The organism is Streptomyces sp. NPDC098789 (genome assembly GCF_044759975.1).
Classification (GTDB): domain Bacteria; phylum Actinomycetota; class Actinomycetes; order Streptomycetales; family Streptomycetaceae; genus Streptomyces.
In genome coordinates this window covers 1-16,417 of the sequence record NZ_JBIWAJ010000006.1, presented here as the reverse complement: position 1 = coordinate 16,417, position 16,417 = coordinate 1, and the positions used below count along the sequence as shown (strand labels likewise).

15 protein-coding genes and 1 riboswitch are annotated in these 16,417 nt (G+C 72.6%); of the genes, 11 read left to right on the top strand and 4 right to left on the bottom strand.

Features of this window, described 5'->3' with window-relative positions:
- Positions 1-104: 104 nt before the first annotated feature.
- Positions 105-1,169 (bottom strand): NAD-dependent epimerase/dehydratase family protein, encoded by a 1,065-nt coding sequence (locus ACIQWR_RS14645; RefSeq protein ID WP_404008558.1) that lies wholly within the window; start codon positions 1,167-1,169, stop codon positions 105-107.
- 169 nt (positions 1,170-1,338) lie between these two features.
- Here ACIQWR_RS14645 and ACIQWR_RS14640 point away from each other — a divergent pair, with 169 nt between their 5' ends.
- From ACIQWR_RS14640 to ACIQWR_RS14630, 3 genes are all read left to right on the top strand, one after another.
- Positions 1,339-1,689, top strand: coding sequence for a DUF805 domain-containing protein (locus ACIQWR_RS14640; protein ID WP_404008556.1), 351 nt, complete (start codon positions 1,339-1,341; stop codon positions 1,687-1,689).
- Positions 1,690-1,916: 227 nt separating this feature from the next.
- Entirely contained in the window at positions 1,917-4,136 is a 2,220-nt protein-coding gene (locus ACIQWR_RS14635) for an NADP-dependent isocitrate dehydrogenase (protein ID WP_404008553.1), read from the top strand.
- Positions 4,137-4,270: 134 nt separating this feature from the next.
- Positions 4,271-4,837 (top strand): GNAT family N-acetyltransferase, encoded by a 567-nt coding sequence (locus ACIQWR_RS14630; RefSeq protein ID WP_404008550.1) that lies wholly within the window; start codon positions 4,271-4,273, stop codon positions 4,835-4,837.
- Here ACIQWR_RS14630 and ACIQWR_RS14625 read toward each other — a convergent pair.
- The gene (locus tag ACIQWR_RS14625) at positions 4,800-5,480 is read right to left on the bottom strand and encodes a DUF6585 family protein (RefSeq protein WP_404008547.1); all 681 of its coding nucleotides are present in this window, start codon (positions 5,478-5,480) and stop codon (positions 4,800-4,802) included. The two genes, ACIQWR_RS14630 and ACIQWR_RS14625, sit on opposite strands and share 38 nt — an antisense overlap.
- 201 nt (positions 5,481-5,681) lie before the next feature.
- Positions 5,682-6,158: a hypothetical protein gene (locus ACIQWR_RS14620; protein ID WP_404008545.1), complete on the bottom strand. Its 477-nt coding sequence runs from the start codon at positions 6,156-6,158 to the stop codon at positions 5,682-5,684.
- Positions 6,159-6,443: 285 nt separating this feature from the next.
- On the opposite strand from ACIQWR_RS14620, the gene ACIQWR_RS14615 reads away from it, so the two are divergent.
- The 4 genes from ACIQWR_RS14615 to ACIQWR_RS14600 all read left to right on the top strand — a co-directional run bounded on the left by ACIQWR_RS14615 (position 6,444) and on the right by ACIQWR_RS14600 (position 12,128).
- A complete protein-coding gene (locus ACIQWR_RS14615; RefSeq protein ID WP_404008542.1) occupies positions 6,444-8,132 on the top strand; it encodes a glycoside hydrolase family 71 protein in 1,689 nt (562 codons plus the stop codon).
- A 113-nt stretch (positions 8,133-8,245) separates the two neighbouring features.
- A riboswitch (cobalamin riboswitch) is annotated at positions 8,246-8,429 on the top strand.
- Between the two features lie 28 nt (positions 8,430-8,457).
- Positions 8,458-10,287: a ribonucleoside triphosphate reductase gene (locus ACIQWR_RS14610; RefSeq protein ID WP_404008539.1), complete on the top strand. Its 1,830-nt coding sequence runs from the start codon at positions 8,458-8,460 to the stop codon at positions 10,285-10,287.
- Positions 10,284-10,883 carry an anaerobic ribonucleoside-triphosphate reductase activating protein gene (locus ACIQWR_RS14605; protein WP_404008536.1) on the top strand — a complete coding sequence of 200 codons (600 nt, stop codon included), beginning with the start codon at positions 10,284-10,286 and terminating at the stop codon, positions 10,881-10,883. The genes ACIQWR_RS14610 and ACIQWR_RS14605 overlap by 4 nt, the downstream gene beginning before the upstream one ends.
- 93 nt (positions 10,884-10,976) lie before the next feature.
- On the top strand, positions 10,977-12,128 hold the full coding sequence (locus ACIQWR_RS14600) for an aminotransferase class V-fold PLP-dependent enzyme (protein ID WP_404008535.1): 1,152 nt from the start codon (positions 10,977-10,979) through the stop codon (positions 12,126-12,128).
- Positions 12,129-12,183: 55 nt separating this feature from the next.
- On the opposite strand, the gene cobF is transcribed toward ACIQWR_RS14600, so the two are convergent.
- Entirely contained in the window at positions 12,184-12,936 is a 753-nt protein-coding gene (gene cobF / locus ACIQWR_RS14595; RefSeq protein ID WP_404008532.1) for a precorrin-6A synthase (deacetylating), read from the bottom strand.
- 32 nt (positions 12,937-12,968) lie between these two features.
- Between cobF and ACIQWR_RS14590 the strand changes: the two genes are divergently transcribed.
- The 4 genes from ACIQWR_RS14590 to ACIQWR_RS14575 are packed head-to-tail and all read left to right on the top strand — an operon-like array spanning position 12,969 to position 16,310.
- Entirely contained in the window at positions 12,969-13,724 is a 756-nt protein-coding gene (locus ACIQWR_RS14590) for a (Fe-S)-binding protein (RefSeq protein ID WP_404008530.1), read from the top strand.
- Entirely contained in the window at positions 13,721-15,283 is a 1,563-nt protein-coding gene (locus ACIQWR_RS14585; protein ID WP_404008527.1) for a lactate utilization protein B, read from the top strand. The genes ACIQWR_RS14590 and ACIQWR_RS14585 overlap by 4 nt, the downstream gene beginning before the upstream one ends.
- Positions 15,280-15,912, top strand: a complete 633-nt coding sequence (locus ACIQWR_RS14580; protein WP_404008525.1) for a lactate utilization protein C — start codon at positions 15,280-15,282, stop codon at positions 15,910-15,912. The genes ACIQWR_RS14585 and ACIQWR_RS14580 overlap by 4 nt, the downstream gene beginning before the upstream one ends.
- A 5-nt stretch (positions 15,913-15,917) precedes the next feature.
- Positions 15,918-16,310 carry a VOC family protein gene (locus ACIQWR_RS14575; RefSeq protein ID WP_404008522.1) on the top strand — a complete coding sequence of 131 codons (393 nt, stop codon included), beginning with the start codon at positions 15,918-15,920 and terminating at the stop codon, positions 16,308-16,310.
- Positions 16,311-16,417 lie beyond the last annotated feature (107 nt).

Sequence of the window (16,417 nt, the reverse complement as noted above, 5' to 3'; positions counted from 1 at the left end):
GGCTCCGCCCCCGGACCCCCTGCGCCTCAAACGCCGGCGGGGCTTGAGTTGGGCACGGCTGGGCTGGTTGATTCCAGCCCAGCCGGCGTTTGAGGCGTAGGGGGTCAGTGGGGTCCGGCTGCGGAGAGGCGTTGGGGGGCGTGGGCGAATTCGGTCATGCCTGTGGTGAAGGTGATTTCGGGGTGCCAGGCCAGGTCGTGGCGCAGGCGGGCGGAGTCCGCGGTGATGTGGCGGACGTCGCCGAGGCGGAACTCGCCCGTGACGACCGGGGCCGGGCCGCCGTGTGCGGTGGCGAGGGCCGCGGCCATCTCGCCCACCGTGTGCGGGTCCCCGCTGCCGGTGTTGTACGCGACCGCCGTGCCCGCGGGCCGGGCGCCGACCGCTTCCAGGGCCGCCACGTTCGCCTCCGCGACGTCCCGCACGTGGACGAAGTCCCGCCGCTGGGCGCCGTCCTCGTAGACCCGGGGCGCCTCGCCGCGGGCCAGCGACGAGCGGAAGAAGGAGGCCACCCCCGCGTACGGGGTGTCGCGGGGCATGCCCGGTCCGTACACGTTGTGGTAGCGCAGCGCCACCGAACGGCCGTCCGTGCAGCGGGCCCAGGACGCCGCCAGGTGCTCCTGGGCGAGCTTGGTCGTCGCGTACACGTTGCGCGGGTCCGCCGGGGCGTCCTCGTCGACCAGGCCCGGCGCCAACTGCGCACCGCAGGACGGGCAGTGCGGTTCGAAGCGGCCCGCCCGCAGGTCCACCGCGGCGCGCGGGGCGGGGCGGACCGTGCCGTGCGCGGGGCAGTCGTAGCGCCCCTCGCCGTAGACGACCATCGAGCCGGCCAGCACCAGAGCGCGCACGCCCGCCGCGGCCATCTCCGCCAGCAGCACCGCCGTCCCCAGGTCGTTGCAGCCGACGTACGCGGGCGCGTCCGCGAAGTCCTTGCCGAGCCCCACCATCGCCGCCTGGTGACAGACCGCGTCCACCCCGCGCAGGGCCTCCCGGACGGCCGGGGCGTCCCGTACGTCGGCCCGTACGAACTCCGCGTCGGGCAGCTCCGGCGGACCGGGGTGCGCGGCGGGCAACAGGGCGTCCAGCACGACCGGATCGTGTCCACGGCGCCGCAGCGCCCCGACGATGTGCGAGCCGATGAATCCGGCTCCGCCTGTGACGAGTACTCGCATGGCTCGGACGCTACGCAGTCGCCGGTGCGATCGGGGCCGCGCGCGCCCGACGTAAGACTTCCGTCACCCGTGGGCGGAGATGGCTTGAACGCGACATAAGGGGGGCATAAGTCCCTTCCGGCCCGCTCCACCAGGGCGGGCCGTAGCGATCCGTCCTCTGGGGGGATACATGCACTGGTACACGGATGTGCTCAAGCGCTACATCGACTTCGACGGCCGCTCGCGCCGCCAGGAGTACTGGATGTTCGTCCTGTGCAACCTCGCCGCGGTGATCGTCGTGGCGATCGTCGACAAGGTGATCGGTACCTTCCCGCTGCTCTACGCCCTGTACGCGCTGGCCGTCCTGCTCCCGGGCCTGGGCCTCGCCGTCCGGCGCCTGCACGACACCGGCAAGTCCGGCTGGTGGATGCTCATCGGCCTGATCCCCTTCGTCGGCGGCATCTGGCTGATCGTGCTCATGGCCACCGAGGGCCACGCGCAGCCCAACCAGTACGGGCCGAACCCGAAGCTCGCGGGCTGAAGTCCGCCCCGGCCCCACCCGCAGCGCCCGCACACCGGGAGCGCCGCGTCCGACGTAGCCGTCGGGCGCGGCGCTCCCGCCGTTGCGGGCGGGCCCGCGGCGGCCGGGGTGACGCGCGTCTCGCGGAAGCCGGGGCAGGGGGCTGTCGGAGCCGGGCCGATCACGAGATATCTTGATGTCGAGCAATGTTGCAGACGAGAGACGCAGACTGTGGAGCGGAGCATCCGGTGACTGACTCGACCATCATCTACACGCACACTGACGAGGCCCCGGCCCTGGCCACCCATTCGTTCCTGCCCGTGATCCAGGCGTACGCCTCGACCGCCGGCGTGCGCGTGGAGACGCGGGACATCTCGCTGGCCGGCCGGATCATCGCGAGCTTCCCCGAGCGTCTCGACGCCGACCAGCGCATCGAGGACGCCCTCGCCGAGCTGGGCGAGCTGGCCAAGACGCCCGGCGCGAACATCATCAAGCTGCCCAACATCTCGGCTTCGATCCCGCAGCTCAAGGCCGCGGTCGCCGAGCTGCAGGGCCAGGGCTACGCGCTGCCGGACTACCCGGACGACCCGAAGACCGACGAGGAGCGCGAGACCCGCGCCCGCTACGACAAGATCAAGGGCAGCGCCGTCAACCCGGTCCTGCGCGAGGGCAACTCCGACCGCCGCGCCCCCGCCTCGGTCAAGAAGTACGCCAAGGCCCACCCGCACCGCATGGGCGCCTGGACCCCCGAGTCCAAGACCAACGTCGCCACCATGGGTGCCAACGACTTCCGCTCCACCGAGAAGTCCGCCGTGATCGCCGAGCCCGGCACGCTGCGCATCGAGTTCGTCGCCCAGGACGGTGCGACCACCGTCCTGCGCGAGTCCGTACCGGTGCTCGCCGGCGAGGTCGTCGACGCCTCCGTGCTGCACGTCGACGCGCTGCGCACCTTCCTCAACGACCAGATCGAGCGTGCCAAGGCCGAGGGCGTGCTGTTCTCCGTGCACCTCAAGGCCACGATGATGAAGGTCTCCGACCCGATCGTCTTCGGCCACGTGGTCCGCGCCTTCTTCCCGAAGACCTTCGCGCGCTACGGCGAGACCCTCGCCGCCGCCGGCCTGTCCCCGAACGACGGCCTCGGCACCATCCTGAACGGTCTGGGCGCGCTGCCCGACGCCGACGCGATCAAGGCCTCCTTCGACGCCGAGATCGCCGAGGGCCCCGCCCTCGCGATGGTCGACTCGGACAAGGGCATCACCAACCTGCACGTCCCGAGCGACGTCATCGTCGACGCCTCCATGCCGGCGATGATCCGCACCTCCGGCCACATGTGGGGCCCGGACGGCGCCGAGGCCGACACCCTCGCGGTCCTCCCGGACAGCAGCTACGCCGGTGTCTACCAGGTCGTCATCGACGACTGCCGCGCGCACGGCGCGTACGACCCGTCCACGATGGGCTCGGTGCCGAACGTCGGCCTCATGGCCCAGAAGGCCGAGGAGTACGGCAGCCACGACAAGACCTTCGAGATCGCCGCCGCGGGCACCGTCCGCCTCGTCGACGCCGCGGGCACCACGGTCCTGGAGCAGGAGGTCGCCGCCGGTGACATCTTCCGCGCCTGCCAGACCAAGGACCTGCCGATCCAGGACTGGGTCAAGCTCGCCGTCACCCGCGCCCGCGCCACCGGCTCCCCGGCCGTCTTCTGGCTGGACGAGACCCGCGCGCACGATGCCCAGCTGATCACGAAGGTGAAGACCTACCTCGCCGACCACGACACCGATGGCCTGACCATCGAGATCCTGTCGCCGGAGAAGGCCACCGCCTACTCGCTGGAGCGCATCCGCCGCGGCGAGGACACCATCTCGGTGACCGGCAACGTGCTGCGCGACTACCTGACGGACCTCTTCCCCATCCTGGAGCTGGGCACCAGCGCCAAGATGCTGTCGGTCGTCCCGCTGATGAACGGCGGCGGCCTCTTCGAGACCGGTGCCGGCGGTTCCGCCCCCAAGCACGTGCAGCAGCTCGTCAAGGAGAACTACCTCCGCTGGGACAGCCTCGGCGAGTTCCTCGCGCTGGCCGTCTCCTTCGAGCACCTCGCGCAGACCACCGGCAACGCCCGCGCCCAGGTGCTGGCCGATACCCTGGACCGCGCCACCGGCACGTTCCTGGACGAGGACAAGTCGCCGAGCCGTCGCCTCGGCGGCATCGACAACCGCGGCAGCCACTTCTACCTCGCCCTGTACTGGGCGCAGGAGCTGGCCCGCCAGACCGAGGACACCGAGCTGGCGGCCTCCTTCGAGACCCTCGCGAAGACCCTCGGCGAGCAGGAGGCGACCATCGTCGCCGAGCTGATCGCGGTCCAGGGCTCCCCGGCCGACATCGGCGGCTACTTCCAGCCCGACGTCGCCAAGGCCACGGCCGTCATGCGTCCGTCCACGACGCTGAACCAGGCGCTCGCGCTCCTGGGCTGATCCGCCCGCGCGCCCGCCCACCCGGGCGCGCAACGCAACGCTCCGCCCCGGCCGGGAACCCTCCGGCCGGGGCGGTCGTGCGTGCGGACGTAATCCGGTTGTGGGCCCCGACCGGCGGCGGCTAGTAATACCGGGTGATCAATGGACACCTGGTCGGGCTGCGCGCCCGACACGCCGACGACGTGGCCGTGCTGCACGCCGAGCTGTACGACGACGTGCCCACCCACTCCCGGGCCAACGCCCAGCCCTGGCGCCCGCTGCCCGCCACGGGCGGGCACTCTCCCTTCGAACCCGCCGGGGCCTCGGAGAAGTCCGCCTGCTTCTCGGTGGTGGAGCGGGCCACGGGGGAGCTCGCGGGCGAGGCCGTGCTCTGGGGCATCGACACGCACAACCGCTTCGCGCACGTCGGGCTGTCGCTGCTGCCCGGCAGCCGCGGGCGCGGGTTGGGGCTGGAGACGGTCCTGCTGCTGTGCCACTACGGATTCACCGTGCGCGGCTTCAACCGCCTCCAGCTGGAGACCCTCGCCGACAACGCCGCGATGATCGGCGCCGCCGAAGCGGCGGGCTTCACCCTCGAAGGCACCCTGCGCCAGTCCGGCTGGGCGAACGGCGCCTTCATCGACGAGGTGATCCTCGGCCTGCTCGCCGAGGAATGGCCCGGGTTCAACCTGCCGAGCGCTCCGCCTGCAAGCGCTGGATGAGTGCGTGCAGGACCGCCCGGTTCGGCAGTTCGCTCGCCTTGCTGTGGAGCGACTCCTTCCCGTTGACGTCCCGCACGGCCACCCTCGACCCCGGGTTCTCCACGAAGGCGTCGAAGTCGTCCCAGGTGACCGTGCGGACGTCCCGGTGGATGCCGGTGGCATCGACCGAGAGCGGTCCGAACTCCATCGCCCGGCCGGAGCGGACCGTCTCCAGGGCGGCGGGCAGCAGGTGCGCCATGATCCGGGCGGACACCTCGGCCATGAGCGCGTCGCCCTCCGCGATGCCGCTGAGCATCACCTCGAAGTCGCCGTCGCCGTCCCGGGAGAAGTGCATCTTGGTGCCGTGCGACCGAGTGGGCTTCATGCCGTCCTCGGTGAGTTTCATCGGCGGCTGATAGAGACCGACCTCGTAGGAGGAGACCTCGCTCCAGAGCAGGGCCCGCTGCTTGCGGCCTGCCCGCCCGAGCAGTCCGTGCTCGTACAACTCGACCTCGTCGTACGGTTCCAAGTTGATCGTCGAGATGCTGTGGCGCCAGATCCACAGGAACGCCGCCCCGCCGAGGACCGGGGGCATGAGCGCGATGAAGAGCGGTTTGCCCGCGGCGAACATCCCCAGCCCGACCACCACGAAGAAGACCACCACCGCGCCCACGCTGAGGCTCGCGGATCTGCGTCGGCGCGCCCTGGAAGGTCCGCTGCCGGAACCCGCCGCGAAGGTCCTCTCGTGTCGGCCTAAGCCCGCCGGTACGTCCTGATTGCTCATCATGTCCCCCTCGTCGTCCGCCGGTTGGCGATCGGGCGACCATTGTGGAGCCATCCGGCTCCGCCCGGAGACGGAATCGGATCAGAGGCGGTGGACCCGCTCCTGTTCCAGTGCGAGCGGGTAGCGCCCGGCGGCCAGGATCCGCAGCCCCGGCGCGCGGGCGAGCAGGGCCCGGAGCCAGTTCAGGGCCTCGGGAGTGAGTCGGTCGGAGCCGTCCAGGACGAGCAGCATGTCCCGCTCCGCGAGCCACGAGGCGGCGTTGGCCGACCCGCGCGGCAGGTAGGGGATCCCCGGTACGGTGCCCAGCACACCCACCAATTCGCGGACCCCGCAGGCGTATTCGAGGGTGACGACGGCCACCCCGTCGCAGAAGTTCGAGGTCAGGCGCCGTGCCATCTCCCGCACCAGCAGGCTCCGCGGGGCGCCGAACCCTCCCGTCACCGTCAGCACCCGCCCCCGCCGGACGGCGGTGAGCAGCCGGGACAACTCGGCGGAGGTCGCCGGCAGCGTCCCCGTGCACCCCGGTTGCCGTTCCTGTCTCCCGTTCGGATCCCCCATCGGCACGATGCCCCCCATTGCATGCGTGGCCCAACGCGGCGCCAGGGTTGATTCGAGCCGCGTGCGGTCGATTATGCGCCAGTTGTGCCGTAAGGCCAGGGGAATTTCGCATTCCGTACAGGGTGTTGACCGTCCCCCGGCCGTCGAGACGCTCTGCGTAGTCGGCGTGGTTCCCCTGACGTACGCGCCCGGCCCGACCGGAGGGGGAACGGTTGTCCGGATGTCGGGAATCGGCTCTACTGCTGTGCAGCCCCGGACACGGGCACGTTCCGGAAGGGGACCAGGATGAGTGCGCAGCGACAGGGTCGGCCCTTATCGCACCGGCGCCGCCCGGGCCTGCGCGGCGGCCGGATGCTGCTGGCCGCGCTCGTCTCGGGCTTCCTCCTCGTCGGGGTGTTCGCCGCGACGGGCATCGCCTGGGACCCCTTCTCCGCCGGACCCCGCCCGGACCGCTCGGCGCCGGACATCGGCGCGCCCTGGTCCACCGGACCCGGCGACCACGGCCGCTCCGCCGGCACCCCGGGGAGCGGCGCCCCCGACGCGAGCCCGGACCCCGCCGCGTCGGGGAGCGCGGGCGCCGGCGACGACGGGGGCGCGGCGGGCGGCGGCGTGCGGCCCGCCGGCGCCCTGCCCTTCGACCTGCCGGACGCCACCGCGCTGCGCGCCGGCAAGAAGCTGGTCTTCGCCCACTACTTCACCCCCTACCCGCTCTCCCTCGACAACGCGAGCGCGGACGGCGACTACTACACCCGCAACTACCTCGCCCCGGCGGGGGAGAACGGCAAGCACGAGCGCTACGGCGGGCTGCTGCGCGACCGACCGCTGCCCGTAGCGCCCCAACAGGGCAACTGGGAGCTGGCCAACCTCCGTCAGGAGGTGCGCACGGCCCGCGCCGCCGGGATCGACGGATTCACCCTCGACCTGCTCTCCCTCTCCGGCCCCAACTGGGACCGCGCCAACCTCCTGATGGAGGCAGCCCGTTCGGTCGATCCCGACTTCAAGGTCATGCTGATGCCGGACATGACCTCCCTCAAGACGGACGACCCGGCCGTGCTCGCGGCCGCGCTCGCCGCGCTCGCCGTGGCACCCGCCGCGCACCGGCTCGGCGACGGACGGCTGGTCGTCTCCCCGTTCAAGGCGGAGGAGAAGGACGTCGCCTGGTGGACCCGGGTGCTGGACCTGCTGAAGTCGAAGCACGGCATCCGCACCGCGTTCGTCCCGCTCTTCCTCGACTTCGGCGCGCACGGCGCGCGGTTCGCGCCCATCAGCTACGGGTTCTCCGAATGGGGCAGCCGCAGCTACGTCGGCCAGGACGGCGCGGCCGGCGACGTCCGGCGCGCGCACGAGGCGGGCAAGATCTGGATGCAACCGGTCTCCGTCCAGGACGCCCGCCCCAACCAGGGGATCTACGACGAGGCGGGGAACACCGCCACCCTGCGCTCCACCTGGACGCACGCCATCGACGACGGCGCCGACTGGGTGCAGCTGACCACCTGGAACGACTACTCGGAGGGCAGCCAGTTCGCACCCTCCCTGCACAACGGCCACACCTACCTGGACATCTCCTCCTACTACCTGACCCGGTTCAAGACGGGCGCCTGGCCGCGGATCGTCCGGGACACGCTCTACCTGACCTCGCGCACCCAGTTCGCCGCGACCGACCCGACCGGGACCCAGTCCCTGGTGATGTCCCTGCGCAAGGGCAGCGCCGCGCCCCGGGACGCGGTGGAGGTGCTCAGCTTCCTGACCGCGCCGGCCACCGTCCGTACCGCGACCGGCGGGGACGCGGACGCCTACGAGGCCCCGGCCGGAGTCGGGTCGCACCTGCTGGAGCTGCGCTCCGGCACCAGCTCCGCCCGGGCGGTCCGCGACGGGGCCACCTCGACCGCGGTCGAGCTGCCGTACCCGGTGGACCGCAAGGTCGCGGTCCAGGACCTCCAGTACTACGGGGCCACCAGCGGTCGCGCTTCGTAGCGGCGCCGGCGCGCGAGGGCGGCCGGCCGGACGGGTGGGAGGGACTTTGGGACCCTCTCCGGGGACGAAGGTCACCCAATATCTAGTGGTCGCACTGGGCGGTCATATCCATATGTAGTGTTGGCCCTGCCGGTTCGGCGGGGTCACGCTCATGCTCGCTCATGTCCGCCCCGACCGAGGCAACAGGGAACCCGATGCGAATCCGGGACTGCCCCGCAACGGTGAGCGCACGCCCTTCCCCCGACGGGGACGGGGCGCCGCGCGAGTCCGACACCTGCCGGCGAACGAACCACACTTCCGTGCCGAGCCTCGTGGGAGGGCTGCCGTGACTGCTGCCGTCGACGCCGTAGAGACCGTGACCGAATACCTGGAACGCCGGGACTGGCGGGTCAACGCCAACGCCAACCAGGGCTACTCGCTCGGCGGCCTGATCCTGAACGCGGCGGGCAAGGTGACGGCGAACTACTGGCTGGAGCGCGTCTACCCGGCCGAGATCGCCGGCGCCCACCGCGAGGGCGACTTCCACATCCACGACCTGGACATGCTCTCCGGCTACTGCGCGGGCTGGTCCCTGCGCACCCTGCTGACCGAGGGGTTCAACGGGGTCCCCGGCCAGATCGACTCCGGCCCGCCCCGGCACCTGTCCTCGGCCGTCGGTCAGATCGTCAACTTCCTCGGCACCCTCCAGAACGAGTGGGCGGGCGCCCAGGCCTTCTCCTCCTTCGACACCTACCTCGCCCCCTACGTCCGCCTCGACGCGATGACGTACGCCCAGGTCAGGCAGTGCGTCCAGGAGCTGGTGCACAACCTGAACGTGCCCTCGCGCTGGGGCACCCAGACCCCCTTCACCAACCTCACCTTCGACTGGACCTGCCCCGAGGACCTGCGGGAGCAGGTCCCCGTGATCGGCGGCGCCGAGGTGGACTTCACCTACGGCGAGCTCCAGAGCGAGATGGACCTGATCAACCGGGCCTACATCGAGGTCATGACGGAGGGGGACGCCACCGGCCGGGTCTTCACCTTCCCGATCCCGACCTACAACATCACCCGGGACTTCCCCTGGGAGAGCGAGAACGCCGAGCGGCTCTTCGCGATGACCGCGAAGTACGGGCTCCCGTACTTCCAGAACTTCATCAACTCCGAGCTGTCCCCGAACATGATCCGCTCCATGTGCTGCCGGCTCCAGCTCGACCTCACCGAACTGCTCAGGCGCGGCAACGGCCTCTTCGGCAGCGCCGAACAGACCGGCTCCCTGGGCGTGGTCACGCTCAACTGCGCCCGCCTCGGACACGTCCACGCGGGCGACGAGGACGCCCTGATGGCGGCCGTGGACCGGCTGTGCGAGCTGGCCAAGGACAGCCTGGAGCTGAAGCGGATCACCGTCCAGGACCTGATCGACGGCGGGCTGTTCCCGTACACCAAGCGCTACTTGGGCACCCTGCGCAACCACTTCTCGACCATCGGGGTCAACGGGATCAACGAGATGATCCGCAACTTCTCCGGGGACGCGGACGACATCACCACCGAGGCCGGGCACGCGCTGGCCGTGCGCCTGTTGGACCGCGTCCGCGCACGCATGGTGGAGTTCCAGGAGCGGACCGGGAACCTCTACAACCTGGAGGCCACCCCGGCCGAGGGGACGACGTACCGCTTCGCCAAGGAGGACCGGCGGCGCTTCCCCGACATCCTCCAGGCGGGCACGGACGCCAACCCCTACTACACCAACTCCTCGCAGCTGCCCGTCGGGTGGACCGACGATCCCTTCGAGGCGCTGGAGCGGCAGGACGAACTCCAGGCCAAGTACACGGGCGGCACGGTCCTGCACCTCTACATGTCGGAGCGGATCCCCACCGCCGAGGCCTGCCGGTCCCTGGTGCGCCGCTCGCTGGAGCGGTTCCGGCTGCCCTACCTCACGGTCACCCCGACCTTCTCGATCTGCGCGGAGCACGGCTACCTCGCGGGTGAGCAGCCGAACTGCCCGCGGTGCGGCGCCGATTGCGAGGTGTGGACACGGGTCATGGGCTACCACCGGCCGGTGACCTCCTTCAACATCGGCAAGAAGGGCGAGCACGCCGAGCGCGTCCACTTCCGGCACGCCGAGGGAGCGCCTGGAGCGGACACGGGTTCGGGCGCGGGAGCGGGAGCCGGGGCGTGATCCGGATCGGCGGCTGGTCGCGGCTGTCCACCTGCGACTGGCCGGGCCGGCTGACCAGCACCGTCTTCTGCCAGGGCTGCCCCTGGCGGTGCGGGTACTGCCACAACCCCGACCTGCTCCCCCCACTCGCACCCGCCGCGGTGAGTTGGGAGGAGGTGCTGCGCCACCTCGCGCGGCGCACCGGCCTGCTCGACGGCGTGGTCTTCTCCGGTGGCGAACCCCTGCTCCAGCGCGGCCTGGCCGAGGCGATCCGCGAGGCCCGCGCGCTGGGCCACCAGGTGGGCCTGCACACCGGCGGGGCCTTCCCGCGCCGCTTCGCCCGGCTGCTCGACGAGGGCCTGCTGGACTGGGTCGGCTTCGACGTGAAGGCCCCGCCCGGCCGTTACGAGCGGGTGACCGGCATCGGTCACGCGGCGGCCTCGGCCGAGGCGAGCCTGCGCCTCCTGCTCGCCTCCGGCGTCCCGCACCAACTGCGCACCACCGTCGATCCGGCGCACCTGGACGCGCGGGCCCTGGCGGATCTCGACGGCTGGTTGGCGGGGCTCGGCGCCGGGAGCTCGGTCCGTCAGGTGCTGCGGCCGTCCGCCGTGGCGTAATTGGCCCTACCGGATCATGCGGTCACCCCCGCATGATCCGGTGGGGCAGCACCACCGCTGCCGCCCGCCGCGCCGCACATCCCGGAGGCACCCGTGACCGAGCCCATCACCCCGTCGGCCTTCCCCGGTGGGGCCGGACTCTTCCGCCTGGACCCGGACGTCGCCCACCTCAACCACGGTTCCTTCGGGGCCGTGCCGATACCCGTCCAGGACGCCCACCAGGCCCTGCGCGAGGAGATGCACGCCGACCCCGACGCCTTCTTCGTCGGCGTGGGCGACCGGATCGCCGCCGCCCGGGCCAGGATCGCCGCCCACCTCGATCCGGCCGCCGACCCGGAGGGCATGTCCTTCATCTCCAACGCCACCGAGGGCGCCAACCTGGCCCTGGACGCCCTGCGGCTCGCCGAGGGCGAGGAGATCCTGGTCACCGACCACGGCTACGGCACCGTGGTCGAGGCCGCCGCCCGCCGCGCCCCGCTGAACCGCGTCGCCCTCGACCCGCGGCTGCCCGACGAGGACGCCGTGCGCGAAGCCGTCCTGGCCGGCCTCACCCCGCGCACCAAGGTCGCCGTCCTCGACCACATCAGCTCGCCCACCGCCCGGCTCATCGCCTCCCCGCAGCTGCTCGCCGACCTCGCCGAGCGCGGGATCACCACCATCGTCGACGGCGCGCACGCCCTCGGGATGCTCGCCGAGCCGCTCGCCGGCCGGGCCGACTTCTGGTTCGGCAACCTGCACAAGTGGGGCTACGCGCCCTCGGGCAGCGCGATCCTCTCGATCACGGACCCGGCGCACCGGGAGCGGATCCGGCCCCTGGTCCCGTCCTGGGAGAACCACCTGGGCTACCCGCGCGCCCTGGAGGGCCGGGCCACCCTCGACTACACCGGCTGGCTCGCCGCCCCGGACGGCCTGGACCTGCTGGCCGGGCTCGACGCCACCAAGGTGCGGGCGCACAACAGCGCCCTGGTCGACCACGGGACCGCCCTGCTCGCCGAGCTGCCCGGGGTGGTCCCGCTGCCGCACACCGAGGGGCTCGCCATCCGCGCCCTGCGGCTGCCGCCGGACATCGCGCGGACCCCGGAGGAAGCCCGGGTCCTGCGCGAGGAGATCGCCGCGCGGCTGCGCATCCGGGTCCTCATCTGGCCCTGGCAGGGCGGGGGCGGCATCCGCATCTCCGGCCAGATCTACAACCGGCCCGAGGAGTACGAGCGCCTCGCGGCCGAGCTCCCCGCGCTCCTGGGCTGAGCCGGGCGCGGGTGCGGGCGCGGGCCGGGCACCTGCCCGCACCCGCGCCCGACGGTCAGTTCCGGCGGAGCAGGTACGTGTCCATGATCCAGCCCTTGCGGGCCCGGGCCTCGGTGCGCAGCTCCTCGATCCGCCCGGCCACCTCGGCCAGCTTCCCCGAGACCAGGATCTCGTCCTCGGTGCCGACGTAGGCGCCCCAGTAGATGAAGAGGTCCTGGTCGAGGTGGTGGGTGAAGGCGTGCCGGGCGTCCAGCATCACCACCACGTCGTCCACGTCCGCGGGCCAGCCCTCGGCCAGCCGGCGCCCGGTGGTGATCTGGACGGGACGGCCGACCCGGTTGAGGTTGGTGCGGTGCCGGGCCAGCAGCGCGGAGACGCTGCTGATGCCGGGGACCACCTCGTGCTCGAACTCCACCCGACCCCGCTCCAGCACCTCGTCGAGGATCGCCAGCGTGGAGTCGTACAAGGAGGGGTCGCCCCACACCAGGAACGCGCCCGTCTCGCCCTCGGCGAGGTCCCGCTCGATGAACCGCTCGAACAGCTCGGCCCGCGCGCTGCGCCAGCCGTCCACCGTCGGGGCGTAGTCCGCCGGAGTGCGGTCCCGGTCCGGGTCGCGGCCCTCCACGAGCCGGTGGTCGGGGCGGGCGTGGGCGTCGAGCATCGCCCGCCGCAGCCCGGTCAGGTCCGCCTTCTCCTCGCCCTTCTCCAGGATGAGGAACGCGTGCGCGGCGCCGATCGCCTTCACCGCCTGGAGGGTGAGGTGGTCCGGGTCGCCCGCGCCTATGCCGATCACTGAGAACTTCTTCACCGCGCCATTGTGCACCCCGCTATGGTGCGCTCATGCGGGTCGCCCTGTTCGTCACCTGCGTCAACGACGCGCTGTACCCCTCGACGGGGATCGCCGTCGTGCGACTGCTGGAGCGCCTCGGGGTCGAGGTGGACTTCCCCGCAGGCCAGAGCTGCTGCGGCCAGCCCTCCTACAACACCGGCTACCGGTGGGAGACCGAGCCCCTGCTGCGGCGCACCGCCGCGGCCTTCGCCGGGTACGACCACGTCGTCACCCCCTCCGGGTCCTGCGCCGCGATGCTCCGCGAGCACTACCCCCGGATCGGGCGCAGGGCGGCGGACGAGGGCCGCGGCGCCGAGCTCGCGGAGCTGGCGGCGGAGCTGGCCCCGCGGGTGTACGAGCTGACCGAGTTCCTCGTGGACGTGCTCGGGGTGAGCGACGTCGGGGCGTACTTCCCGCACAAGGTCACCTACCACCCGTCCTGCCACGGCCTGCGCTCCCTCGGGCTCGGTGACCGGCCGCGCCGGCTGCTCGCCGCGGTCCGGGGACTGGAGCTCCTCGAACTCCCCGGGGCCGAGGAGTGCTGCGGCTTCGGCGGCACCTTCGCCCTGAAGAACTCCGACGTGTCCGCGGCGATGGGCGCCGACAAGATCCGCAGCGCCCGGGCCACCGGCGCCGAGGTGCTGTGCGGGGCCGACAACTCCTGCCTCGCCCACCTCGACGGGACCCTGCGCCGCGCCGGCGCTCCGCTGCGCGCCCTGCACCTCGCCGAGATCCTGGCCGCGACCGAGGAGGAACCCGCGCGATGACCGGTACGAGCCGCACCACCCCCACGGACCTGGGCATGCCCGCCTTCCCGCCGGCCCCCGCCGCCGCCCCCGCCCCTGCCTCTGCCTTCCCCTCCTTCCCCGACGCCGCCCGCGAGGCCGTGCGGGACGGGACGCTGCGCGCCAACCTCCGCCGCGCCACCCACACCATCCGCGACCGCCGCGCCCGGGCCGTCGCGGAACTCGCCGACTGGGAGCGGCTGCGCGCGGCCGGGAAGGCCATCAAGGACCACACCCTGCGCCACCTCGACCGCTACCTGCTCCAGCTGGAGGCCGCCGTCACGGCGGCGGGCGGCACGGTCCACTGGGCGGCGGACGCGGCGGAGGCCAACCGGATCGTCACCGACCTGGTCCGCGCCACCGGCGAGCGCGAGGTGGTCAAGGTGAAGTCCATGGCCACCCAGGAGATCGGCCTGAACGAAGCCCTGGAGGCGGCCGGGATCGCCGCGTACGAGACCGACCTCGCCGAACTCATCGTGCAGCTGGGCCACGACCGGCCCTCCCACATCCTGGTCCCGGCCATCCACCGCAACCGCGGCGAGATCCGGGACGTCTTCGCCGCGGAGATGGGCCGGTGGGGCCGTCCGGCGCCCGAGGGTCTCGACGACGACCCGCGCGCCCTCGCGGAGGCGGCGCGACTGCACCTGCGGGAGAAGTTCCTGCGCGCGAAGGTCGCGGTGTCCGGCGCCAACTTCATGGTCGCCGAGACGGGCACGATGGTCGTCTTCGAGTCCGAGGGCAACGGCCGCATGTGCCTGACCCTGCCCGAGACCCTGATCTCGGTCGTGGGCATCGAGAAGGTCGTGCCGACCTTCCGCGACCTGGAGGTCTTCCTCCAGACGCTGCCGCGCTCCTCGACCGCCGAGCGGATGAACCCGTACACGACGATGTGGACGGGCACCACTGAAGGCGACGGCCCCCGCGCCTTCCACCTCGTCCTGCTCGACAACGGGCGCACCGACACCCTCGCCGACGAGGTCGGCCGCCAGGCCCTGCGCTGCATCCGCTGTTCCGCCTGCCTCAACGTCTGCCCGGTCTACGAGCGCGCGGGCGGCCACGCCTACGGCAGCGTCTACCCGGGCCCGATCGGCGCCATCCTCAGCCCCCAACTCCGCGGCACCGGGAGCGCGATCGACGCCTCGCTGCCCTACGCCTCCACGCTCTGCGGGGCCTGCTACGAGGTGTGCCCGGTGGCCATCGACATCCCCGAGGTCCTGGTCCACCTGCGCGAACGGGTGGCCCAGGGCGGCCCGGTGACCCGCGAGGGCATCCGGGTGCGGATCCGCCCCGCGCGGGGGCACGCCGCCGAGCGGGCCGCGATGCGGGCCGCCCGGCTGCTGCTCGACCACCCGCACGCGCTGCGGGCGGGGGAGCGGCTCCTGGCCCGGGCCCGCCGGCTGCGGCCGCGCCGGCTGCCGGGGCCCGGGCGGGCCTGGACGGACAGCCGCGCGCTGCCGCGGCTCCCGGCGGAGCCGTTCCGGGACTGGTGGGAGCGGGAACGGGAGCGGGGCCGGCGGGCGGACCGGGGAGGCCGGGCATGAGCAGCAGGGACCGCGTCCTGGGACGCATCGGCCGGGCACTGGCCCAGGGCGCCCCCGACCCGGTCGTCCCCCGCGACTACCTCCGGGTCCACGGCGACCGCACCCCGGCCGCGACGGCGGACCTCCTCGCCGCCCACCTCACCGAGTACCGGGCGCGCGTGCACCGGACCGACGAGGACGGCATCGCCCCGCTGCTGGGGCGCCTCCTCGCGGCGCGCGGCGCGCGGTCGGTCCTCGTGCCGGCCGGGCTGCCCCCGCACTGGCTCGCGGCGGCGGATCCGGTCCACGTCCAGGACCGGGCGGAGTCCACCCCGTACGAACTGGACGCCGTGGACAGCGTGGTGACCGGCTGCGCCCTGGCCGTCGCGGAGACGGGCACGATCGTCCTCGACGGCGGCCCCGGCCAGGGACGGCGGCGGATCACCCTGGTCCCGGACCACCACGTCTGCGTGGTGCGGGTCCCGGACCAGGTGGTGGACTCGGTCCCGCAGGCGATCGCCCTGCTCGACCCCACCCGCCCGCTGACCTGGATCTCCGGCCCCTCGGCCACCAGCGACATCGAGTTGGACCGGGTGGAGGGCGTGCACGGCCCCCGCACCCTGGAGGTCGTCCTGCTCACCGCACAATAGGGCCCATGCCCGCCTACATCGCCCTCACCGCCCTCGTGGTCCACGACTACGACGAGGCCCTCGACTTCTACACCCGCGCCCTCGGCTTCGACCTGGTCGAGGACACCGCCCGCCCCGACGGCTCGCGCTGGGTCGTGGTCCGCCCGCCGGGCGCCACCGAGGGCGCGCTGCTGCTGGCCCGCGCCAAGGACGAGGCCCAGCGCTCGCGCGTCGGCGACCAGACCGGCGGCCGCGTCGGGTTCTTCCTGTACACCGACGACTTCGCGGGCGACCATGCCCGGATGACCGCCGAGGGCGTCCGCTTCCTGGAGGAGCCGCGCCACGAGCCGTACGGCTCCGTCGCCGTCTTCGAGGACCTCTACGGAAACCGCTGGGACCTGCTCCAGCCCGCCGCCTAGCCCTCTAGCCCCCTAGGCAGTGTCTGATGGCTCTTTGGTGAGGTCGCGGAGCCAGATGACGATGGCGGCGGTGGCCAGGGTGCCGTTGAAGATGTAGTCGCGTTTGT

Bases quoted from the DNA above. Each gene is read 5' to 3' on its own strand.
- ACIQWR_RS14575 (WP_404008522.1), top strand. From the start codon at position 15,918: ATGCCCGCCTACATCGCCCTCACCGCCCTCGTGGTCCACGACTACGAC.
- ACIQWR_RS14640 (WP_404008556.1), top strand. From the start codon at position 1,339: ATGCACTGGTACACGGATGTGCTCAAGCGCTACATCGACTTCGACGGC.
- ACIQWR_RS14580 (WP_404008525.1), top strand. From the start codon at position 15,280: ATGAGCAGCAGGGACCGCGTCCTGGGACGCATCGGCCGGGCACTGGCC.
- ACIQWR_RS14620 (WP_404008545.1), bottom strand. From the start codon at position 6,158: ATGGGGGATCCGAACGGGAGACAGGAACGGCAACCGGGGTGCACGGGG.
- ACIQWR_RS14585 (WP_404008527.1), top strand. From the start codon at position 13,721: ATGACCGGTACGAGCCGCACCACCCCCACGGACCTGGGCATGCCCGCC.
- ACIQWR_RS14615 (WP_404008542.1), top strand. From the start codon at position 6,444: ATGAGTGCGCAGCGACAGGGTCGGCCCTTATCGCACCGGCGCCGCCCG.
- ACIQWR_RS14590 (WP_404008530.1), top strand. From the start codon at position 12,969: ATGCGGGTCGCCCTGTTCGTCACCTGCGTCAACGACGCGCTGTACCCC.
- ACIQWR_RS14645 (WP_404008558.1), bottom strand. From the start codon at position 1,169: ATGCGAGTACTCGTCACAGGCGGAGCCGGATTCATCGGCTCGCACATC.